Origin of the sequence: Stenotrophomonas sp. 2694 (genome assembly GCF_040548715.1) — a bacterium.
Classification (GTDB): domain Bacteria; phylum Pseudomonadota; class Gammaproteobacteria; order Xanthomonadales; family Xanthomonadaceae; genus Stenotrophomonas; species Stenotrophomonas indicatrix.
The window spans coordinates 80,220-89,433 of record NZ_JBEPSG010000014.1 but is presented as its reverse complement, the minus strand read 5'-3'; the positions used below and the strand labels follow the sequence as shown (position 1 = coordinate 89,433).

At 69.6% G+C, this 9,214-nt stretch carries 3 protein-coding genes; all 3 read right to left on the bottom strand.

Annotation, left to right across the window (positions count from 1 at the left end; genetic code table 11):
• Positions 1-224: 224 nt before the first annotated feature.
• Genes recD through recC form a run of 3 tightly spaced genes read right to left on the bottom strand, consistent with a single transcriptional unit; the run spans position 225 to position 9,114 of the window.
• On the bottom strand, positions 225-2,105 hold the full coding sequence (gene recD / locus ABIA73_RS15720; protein WP_354276002.1) for an exodeoxyribonuclease V subunit alpha: 1,881 nt from the start codon (positions 2,103-2,105) through the stop codon (positions 225-227).
• Entirely contained in the window at positions 2,102-5,776 is a 3,675-nt protein-coding gene (gene recB, locus ABIA73_RS15715) for an exodeoxyribonuclease V subunit beta (RefSeq protein ID WP_354276001.1), read from the bottom strand. The genes recD and recB overlap by 4 nt, the downstream gene beginning before the upstream one ends.
• Positions 5,773-9,114: an exodeoxyribonuclease V subunit gamma gene (gene recC, locus ABIA73_RS15710; RefSeq protein WP_354276000.1), complete on the bottom strand. Its 3,342-nt coding sequence runs from the start codon at positions 9,112-9,114 to the stop codon at positions 5,773-5,775. The genes recB and recC overlap by 4 nt, the downstream gene beginning before the upstream one ends.
• Between the last annotated feature and the right edge of the window lie 100 nt (positions 9,115-9,214).

Below are 9,214 nucleotides of genomic sequence, written 5' to 3'. Positions count from 1 at the left end.
GGGGTGGGTCCGGTTGAGGGGGACGCTGCAAGTACGTCCCTGTAAGCTCGGTCGCGCCATCCATGGCGCTCACGCCCCCGCAACCGGACCCACCCCGCCTTCGACAGTTTCCCGCGATCTGTCGGAATGGCATGGCCTGCTTCTGGTGGGTGTCGACCTTGGTCGACACGGTAGATCCACGCCATGCGTGGAAGAAGGTGACCGACGTGATGGTAAGGGCGACGTTAGAACAACGTGCCTTGCACGGTGGGTTCTTCGCAGCGCGCCGGTTCCTCGGTCACCTCTTCCGCACCCAGTCGCCACGCCAACCCACCAAGGCGGCTGGCATGTCGTTTCAATGCCGCCTCCAGCACCTCGGCGCTACCGGCCACCTGCAGGCGCTGGCGGGCGCGGGTCAGGCCGGTGTAGACCAGTTCGCGCGACAACACGCGGCTGTCCTGCCTCGGCAGCTGCAACCACACCTCATCGAACTCCGAACCCTGCGCCTTGTGCACGGTCATCGCGAACGCGCTCTCGTGTGCGGGCAACGCTGCCGGGTGGAAGGCGCGCGGCTGGTCGGCGGTCTCGCCGGGGAACCAGGCCACCATCGCACCGGTACCATCGCGCAGGCAGATGCCGATATCGCCGTTGAACAGGCGGTGGCGGTAGCTGTTTTCGGTGATCAGCAGCAGCCGGCCCTGGAAGTAGCCCGGGGTGTTGCCAGCCAGCAGCTGTTCAATGCGGCTGTTGAGGCCACGCGCGCCCTGCGGGCCTTCGCGCAGTGCGGTCAACACGCGCAGGCGGCCGGCCTGCTGCAGTGCCTGCGCCGGGTCCACTGCGTCGGCCAGTGCGCGCCAGTGGTCGAGCAGATGCTCGCGCTGGCCACGCAACGGGTCCGCCTCGCCTTCATGGAAGCGGACACCAGCCAGCCCGCCACTGCGCAGCAGGCGCAGGGCGGTACCACTGTCACCGCCACGCACGGCCTGCGCCAGCGGCGCCAGGTCCAGCGCATCACTCTGCCGGTAGCCACGCTGCAACTGCACGCGGCGACCTGCGAACGCGCGCGGCGGTGCCTGCGGCTGCAGCGTCGCCGCTGCCAGCAGTCCATGCAGCGCCTGCGCATCGTCGGCACGGGTGCCGATGCCATCGCCGCTGGCGCGCAGGATGGCGCTGAGCACATCACCGGCTTCCACTGACGGCAACTGGTCGGGATCGCCGAGCAGGATCAGGCGGGTACCGCTGGCGATCGCGTCGACCAGCTTGGCCATCAGCGGCAGGTCGATCATCGAAGCTTCGTCGACCACCACCACGTCCACCGGCAACGGGTTGTCGGCGTGATGGCGGAAGCGCGGTGAATCGGGAATCACCCCGAGCAGGCGATGCAGGGTGGTGCCTGTGCTGGGCAGCGCGGTGCACAGCGCCGGGTCCAGCCCCTGCTCCTGCAGCCGCTGTACGGCCAGGCGCAGGCTTTCGGCCATGCGCTCGGCAGCGCGGCCGGTGGGTGCGGCCAACGCCACCTTCGGCAGGGGCAGGCCCTGGTGCTGCGCCTGTGCCGCCAACAGCAGCAGCAGGCGGGCGATGGTGGTGGTCTTGCCGGTACCGGGACCACCGGTGACCAGGGCCAGCGGGTGGCGCAGGGTTACGCCAGCCGCACGGGCCTGGTGGTCCTCACCCGTTGCGGCGTGCGGGAACAGACGCGCGAACAGGGGCGCCACGGCGGCCATGTCCGGTGCAGGCAGCGGATGGCGGCCGATGCGTTGCAGGCCGACAGCCAACTGCCGCTCGTATTCGCGGTAGCGGCGCAGGTACAGCAGACCGTTCTCGAGCACCAGCGGCGCTTCTGCGGCGGCGGCGCTGGCATCCTGCGGGGTCGCCACCCAGGGTGAGGCCTGCAGCTGCGCCAGCCACTGCGCAGGTTCGGGCCATGCCGGAATGCCATCGATCACGCGCTGGGGCTGGCGCGGATCGAAGCCAGCGTGCCCCTGCGCCACGGCCAGCGAGGCAAGTGCGGCGGCCAACGCCACGTCGTCCGGCGTGTCTTCACGCAGGCGCTTGAGGCTGATGGCCAGGGCGTGGTCCAGGGTGCGCAGCTGGCCACTGCGATGCAGATCGCGCAGCAGGTTCATGCGGTTTCTCCGCGCGCGCGCGCCGCCATCTCGGCCTGGGCTGCTTCGCCGCCCGCAAACAAGGCATCCAGCGCATCCACCAGCTCAGGCGCGAAGCGCTGCACGTGCACGCCATTGCCGGCAATATCCAGGCCCCGGCAGAACAGGTAGCGGATACCGCCCATGTCGCGCGCGTAGTCGTATGCCGCGCCCAGGCGGAAGCGCAGCCAGCGATGCAGGGCCACGGTATAGATCAGCGCCTGCAGGTCGTACTCGCTGTGGCGCATGGCGATCTCCAGCAGGTCCGGGCTGTAACCCGGCAGCCGGTTGGATTTGTAGTCCAGCACATACCAGCGGCCATCGCGCACGTAGGTCAGATCGATCTTGCCGGTCATCAGGCCTTCCAGCCTTCTGCGCAGGCCGAAACCGCGCCGTGCGCTGGAGATGCCGTGCTCGTGCAGCAGCTGCAGCAGCACCGGTACTGCGGTCGGCTCGATGGCGAAGTGGAACTCGATTTCGGCCCGGCGCTCATGCTCGGGCACGCTGCACAGCGCACCGCCTTCGGGCAACGGTACGGTGAGGGTGTGGCCGACCAGCGGCACCAGCACCGCCACGCCATCGTCCAGATCCTCGTCGGCATAGCCTTCGTCGTGCAGCGAGCGGCGCAGCACGTCGGCCTGTCCCTCCGGTGCCGGTTGCTGCGGCTGCCAGTGCGACCACAGTGCGAAGTCGACGTTCTCCAGTGCATCGTGCAGCACATTGCCGAAGCGGCTGCCCATGAAGCGCGGATCCGGCGGCGCAGTGTCTTCTGCGGCAGCGTCCGGCAGCGCCGGTTCCAGCGGCAGCTCGGCACCGGCGGGTTCGTCGGCAGCCGGTGCCGGCAGTTCGGTGGCCGCCGCTTCGATATCGTCGCCGTTGCCAGCGTCGGCATGCGCCAGCTGGGTGAAGCTGTAGACCCACCAGTCATGTGGCACCCGGCGGGTCAAGGCACGCACCGCAGGCAGCTCACCTTCGGTTTCGGCCAGCAGCTGCGGCAGGCGGCCCGGCGGCGCACTGTCATCCAGGTCTACGTCCGCGTGCGCTCGCAGCGCCTGCAGGTCGCCCAGCAGCGGGGCCAGGCGGGTCTTCGCATGGCCTGCCAGATCGCCGGTGGCGATCCACAAGGCATGCTCGGCGCGGGTCAGGCCCACGTACAGCAGGCGCGCGTCTTCTGCACGCTGTTCGCGCTCGCGCTGGCTGCTGGCCGCGTCCCAGGCGTCGTCCCTGTCCAGCTTCCAATGCAGCTGGCGCTCACCCTGCAGGTGCACGGTGCAGTGCGTGGCGGTGTTCGGCGCGCCGCCATCGATGCCCACGAACGGCAGGAACACCAGCGGGTATTCCAGGCCTTTGCTCTTGTGCAGGGTGATGATCTGCACCCGTCGCGCGTCGGACTCCAGCCGCAGCAGCTGTTGCTCGTCATCCTGGTCGGCATTGGCCATCTGCCCCTGCAGCCAGTCCAGCAGGCCGTGCATGCCCAGTGCCTGCGCGGAGGCTTCCTGCAGCAGTTCGCCCAGCTGCAGGTAGTTGGTCAGGCGCCGCTCGCCGTCGATCAGTGCCAGCAGGCGCTCGCCCTGCGCGGCGCAGACATCGGCCACCACCGCGAACGGGCCGCCACGCTGCCAGCGCTCGCGCCAGTGCAGCAGCTGTGCCTGGAACCCGCGCTGCAGGTCCCCCTCACGCTCCATGCTGGCAATCGCGCTTGCGCGCTGCCCCAGCAGTACCGTTGCCAATGCAGTACGCAGTCGCCCTTCGTCGGCCGGTTGCAGCAACGCCAGCAGCAATGCACGCAGGTCACGGGCCTCGCTGGTGGCAAACAGGCTCTGCTTGCCGGCCGCCACCGCAGGAATGCCGACTGCGGCCAGTGCACGCTGCACCAGCGTGGCTTCGCGATGCGAGCGCACCAGCACGGCGATATCGCCGGGTTGCACCGGGCGCCCACGCAGCAGCGCGGTGCCGGCACGCGCCTCCAGCAGGATCTGGTGGATCGCGGCCACACAGGCCTGGGTCGCCGCGTCGCGCGACGCATCGGCGCCAAGGGCTTTTTCACCGTCGCTGCGCAGCAGGCGCAGGGTCAGCGCCGGTGCGGCCCGGCCATCGCGCAGGTAGTCCTCATCGACACGCACGCCACCGGGCCGCACCGGCTCGAACCGGATGTCGCGTTCGAGGAAGGCATCTTCGCCAGCGTTGTCATACAGCGCCTGCAGCGCGCGCAGCACGGCCGGGCGCGAGCGGAAGTTCTGGTCCAGCGCCGGTGCCTGCTCGGCCACCTGCTTGGCTTTCAGGTAGGTATGGATGTCGCCGCCGCGGAAGCCATAGATGGCCTGTTTGGGGTCACCGATCAGGAACAGCGCCGGCTGCAGCCCCAGTTCGTCCACCTCCGGCGAGGCGCCGAACACGGTATGGAAGATGCCCCACTGGCGGTCATCGGTATCCTGGAATTCATCGACCAGGGCGATGCGGTACTGCGCCCGCAGCTGCTTGACCAGGGCCAGCCGCTGCGGGCCTTCCAACGCGCGGGCGACGCCGTCGATCAGATCGTCGTAGGTCTGCACGCGACGCATGCGCTTCAGCACGGACAGGCGCTGGGTGGCTTCCTCGCGCAGGGCGTGCAGGAAGTTCAGTGCCGTGGCACGCAGCCATTGTTCGCGCTGGGCCAGCAGTGCCACGTAGCGCTCAAGCGGTGCCTGCAGCGGCGAGGACGGTGTGCGGTCGGCGGACTTCTTGTTGGTCTTGGCCACCAGCGCATCGGGCAGCAGCGCCGGCAAGCGGTCGCTGGACAGCAGTTCGGCTGCGTCGCCGCGCTCGGCCCAGCCCAACAGCTGCCGGCCCAGCGGGTGCAGCCAGCCCAGCTTGTAGGAAACGCCGTTGATCCACTTGTTGTCGACCGCTTCGCACAGGTCCAGGAAGAAGCGCTCACCATGCTCGCGCACGGCCATCGACAGTTCCGCCGCCGTGCCCTGCAGCGCCGGGCGCGGATCGTCCACGGCCAGCGGCTGCAGTGGCGGGTGCAGCGGTGGCGATGCCAGCAGCGCGCGCAGGTCAGCCGCCAGCGCATCCGGGTGGGACCACAACCAGGTCAGCGGTTCCAGCGTTGCCGGGTCGTTGGCATGCACACGCCAGAGATCGGCCGCCAGCTCTTCCAGCAGCTCGCGATCGCTGGCCAACAGCTCGGGCGGGTCGAAGGTATGCCCGCTTTCGAGCGCATGTTCGCGCAGCACGCGGGTGCAGAAGCCGTGGATGGTGAAGATCGCAGCCAGGTCGATCTCGTCGGCGGCTACCTGCAGGCGCCGCTTCAACGCTTTTGCGGTTTCCGTGCCGTCCTGCAGATGACGTTGCAGCACCTGCCGGGTCAGCAGCGCATCGGGTGTTTCATCGTCGCCCGGCGGCAGATCGACCAGGCGCGCAGCCAGGGCCAGGCGCTCGCGGATGCGCTTGCGCAGTTCCTGGGTGGCGGCGTCAGTGAAGGTCACCGCCAGGATCTGCCCGATACGCAGGCCCTGCTCGACCACCAGACGGGTGAACAGCGTCGCCAGGGTAAAGGTCTTGCCGGTGCCGGCACTGGCTTCGATCAGTCGCGTGCCGTGCAGCGGCAACGCCAGGTAAGGGTCGGGGCAATGCGTGTTGATGGTAGCGCCCACGGCACCGCTGCTCATGCGTGGCCCGCCTGTGGATCATTGCCGAAGCCGCGCCCTTCGCGCACGGCGCTGAAGACCACCTGGCTGTTGCGCAGCAGGTCGGCGTAACTGACGTCGGCGGCGAACGGGTCGGCGCCACGCAGCAGCAGCTGCCAGGCATCACTGTTGGCTTCACCCCAGCTGCGGTCGCTGCCATGCCATTGTTTCCAGCCTTCGCTGCGCTGCTTTTCCACCGGCGCGTTGAACAGCACCCAGCCGGTATAGGGCGCAAAGCGCAGTGGTTCGCGCAGCCCACGCTGGCGCAGCTGCAGCAGCGCGCGCAATGCCGCGCGTGCTGCGGGCACGGTCAAGGCAGGCAATGCATGCGGACCGGGGCCGGCATCACCGCCGTCGTAGAACTGCACCAGCGGCAAGGCATCGCCGGCGGCGTTGGCCAGCAGCCAGTCCAGCCCCTGGCGGATCACCGCGTTGCCGTTGAGGGCGCCGGCGCGCAGGCGCACCAGGCCTTCGGGATGGCGATCACCGACCCGGCCATGCAGGCGAACGCCGTCGATCTCCACTTCATAGCGGCGGCTCTCCAGCGGCGTGCCCTGCAACCAGCCCAGCATGGCCGTGGCATACGGGCGGGTCTTGAGCCGCTCCACTTCAAACTGGCGCTCGCCGAGGATGCCCGACGGCAGCAGCCCGCGTGCGCGCAGCCGCGGGTACAGCGGCTCGCTGTCGCCGGCCAGGGTGGCCTGCACCACGGCCAGCTGCACACTGCGCTTCTCCGGCCCACGCGAGGACAGCACCAGCGGCTCCAGGTCGTCGACGTCCTCGACGTCGTCGGCCAGGCGCAGGCCCAGCGACTGTGCGAGGAACTGCCCGGCCGGATCACACAGGAAACGACGCAGGCTCTCCAGCGAGACCTCTTCTTCCACCGCGTCGTCCACCGGCGGCGGCAGTGCGGCGTCGAACCACGGCAGCAGGCCGCCGCGCTGCCCGCCCAGCCGCCCGGCGGCCGGATGCCACTGCCGGCGGTAGCTGAAGCGGCGTGGATCGCCGTCACCGAAGGCGGCCGGCGAGAACGGCTGCAGCGCGTGGCGCACGGTGAAGTCCCGCGTGGCGGTCGACGGATCGAGGTGATAGGCCGCGGCGGCATCGATCAGTTCGCTGACCAGCACCGAGGGTTCGCGCACGCTGCCATCGCGCGGGTCCGCGCCGAGGTAGCTGAGGTAGAACACGTCCTGCGCAGCAGCAAACAACTGCAGGAACAGGAAACGATCGTCTTCGCGGGTGGAGCGGTCGCCGGGACGGCGGCGCGGCGTATCCAGTTCGGCGGTGAGCTGGTTGAGGCCAGCGGCCGGGTCGCGACGCGGGAAATCACCATCGTTGAGGCCGAGCACGCAGATCACCCGGAACGGCAGCAGGCGCATCGGCACCATGCGGCCGAAGCTGATGCCACCGGTCAGCAGCGGCGCGCGCGTATCGGCCTCGGCAAGCGCACCGGCGAAGTGCGCACGCACCACCTCCGGTGGCACGCCATCGGCGAACCCGGCCTTGTACGCATCTTCGGCGAACTGGTTGAGCAGCTTGCGCAGGCGCTCCAGCGCGCGCTGGCTGTTGGGCGAGCTGGGTGGTGTCGGCAGCAGGGCATCGAGCAGCGACAGCAGGCGCTGCCGCCACTGTGCCGGGGTCAACAGTTCGCCCAGCCGGCGCTGGTAGACGGCCAGCACGCGCAGCAGGCGCAGCAGCCGGTCCAGCGCATCCAGCGCCCCGCCTTCCAGTTCGATCCACGGAGCCACCCCGACCAGATCCACCTCGCTGCCGGTGGCGTGGCCCAGCAGCAGGCGATCCAGCGCGAACTGCCAGGTGTAGGCGTCATCGCTGGGGGCCTGCAGCTGGTCGCGATGCTGGGCATCCAGGCCCCAGCGTGCGCCTGCCTGCTGCAACCAGCCATGCAGTCGGTCGAAGTCCACCGCTTCCAGGCCGGCGGCCTCGGCCAGGGGTGCACTGGCCAGCAGATCCAGCACCTCGTTCAGGCCGAAGCGCGAAATCGGCAGGCCAAGCAGGTGCACGAACACGTCGGCCAGCGGCTCGCCAGCCAACGGACTGCTGTCGGCCAGCGCGTAGGGAATGTGTTCGTCCTCGCCCCCCCGTCCGCCGAACACCGCTTCCAGATAGGGCACATACGGATCGATGTCCGGCGCCAGCACGGCGATCTCGCGCGCCTGCAACGGCGGGTCGAAGCGCGGGTCCTGCAGCAGGCTGCGCAGCTGGTCGTGCAGCACCTGCAGCTCGCGCAGGCGGGTGTGGCAGGCGTGCACCTGCAGGCTCGGGTCGTCGCTGCGCAGGCCATCGCGCAGTTCACCGGAAGGCAAGGCACGACGGTGGAACAGGTCGCGCTGCAGGCGATGCAGCAGGCTGTCGGACAGCCCGCCCTGGTCCATCGTCGGCCGCGTGTCTTGCTCGGGGTCGGAATAGGCCGCGATCTCGCCGGCCGGATGCACCACTTCATAGCTGCCCAGCACCGCCATGAAATCGCGGCCGGCCGCACCCCACGCTTCCAGCAGGCGGTTCTCGCCGGCGGCCTCGCCGAACGGGTCCGGCGCACCGCTGCGCAGGCGCTCTGCCAGGGTCTGCAGGTCGCCCCAGTAGGACTGCACCGGCGTGGGCAGATAGAAATGCAGTTCGCCCACCCGCGACTGGGTGGCCATCACCCGCAGTACGTCGGGCGAGATGTTGAGGGTGGCGAACGCCGACATCCGCGGCGGCAGGCCCTGCGGCAGCGGTTGGCCGGCGCCCTCGAAGCGGTCCAGGTACGCCTGGATGCGGCGCGCGCGGTAACCATGGCCGGCGGCGATGCTGCGCCACAGGATGGCCTGCGGATCGGCCGCGTCGGCGCCGGCTTCCCAGCGCAGCAGCCAGTCGCGGCGCCAGGCCTGGTACTTCTCGAACACCGAGGCCAGTTCGCCGGCCAGGGCCCAGGGTTTGAGCGCGTCGCCCCCGGCAAGATAGGACTGCAGCGCGCGCATCGGTGGCTGTGCCAGCAGCTGCGGATCGCGCAGGGCCTGGTACAGGCGCCAGTGCAGGGCGGCCGCGTCCAGGTCGTCGGCTTCGCCCTCGACATTGGCGTTCAACGCACGGGCGACGAACTCACCGGGGGTCAGGAATTCCAGGTTGGCGGCCACGCCATACTCGGCAGCCAGTGTCGCCTGCAGCCAGCGCCGCATCGCCACCTGCGGGATCAGCACCACCTCCGGCGCCAGCAGCGGCTGTCCCGGCACCGGCACACGCACGTTGCGCGCCAGCAGGGCAGCCAGCACGTCCAGCGAATTGGAATGGTAGAGGCGGAAGTCGCTGCCCGGGTCACTCATCGTGCACAGTGTGCAGCACACCCGCCCGTATTCAATCCCGGGGTACGGTGATCGCGACGGATTGTTCCGGTCGTTTTCGGAATTGTCCCGGTCTGGCGAC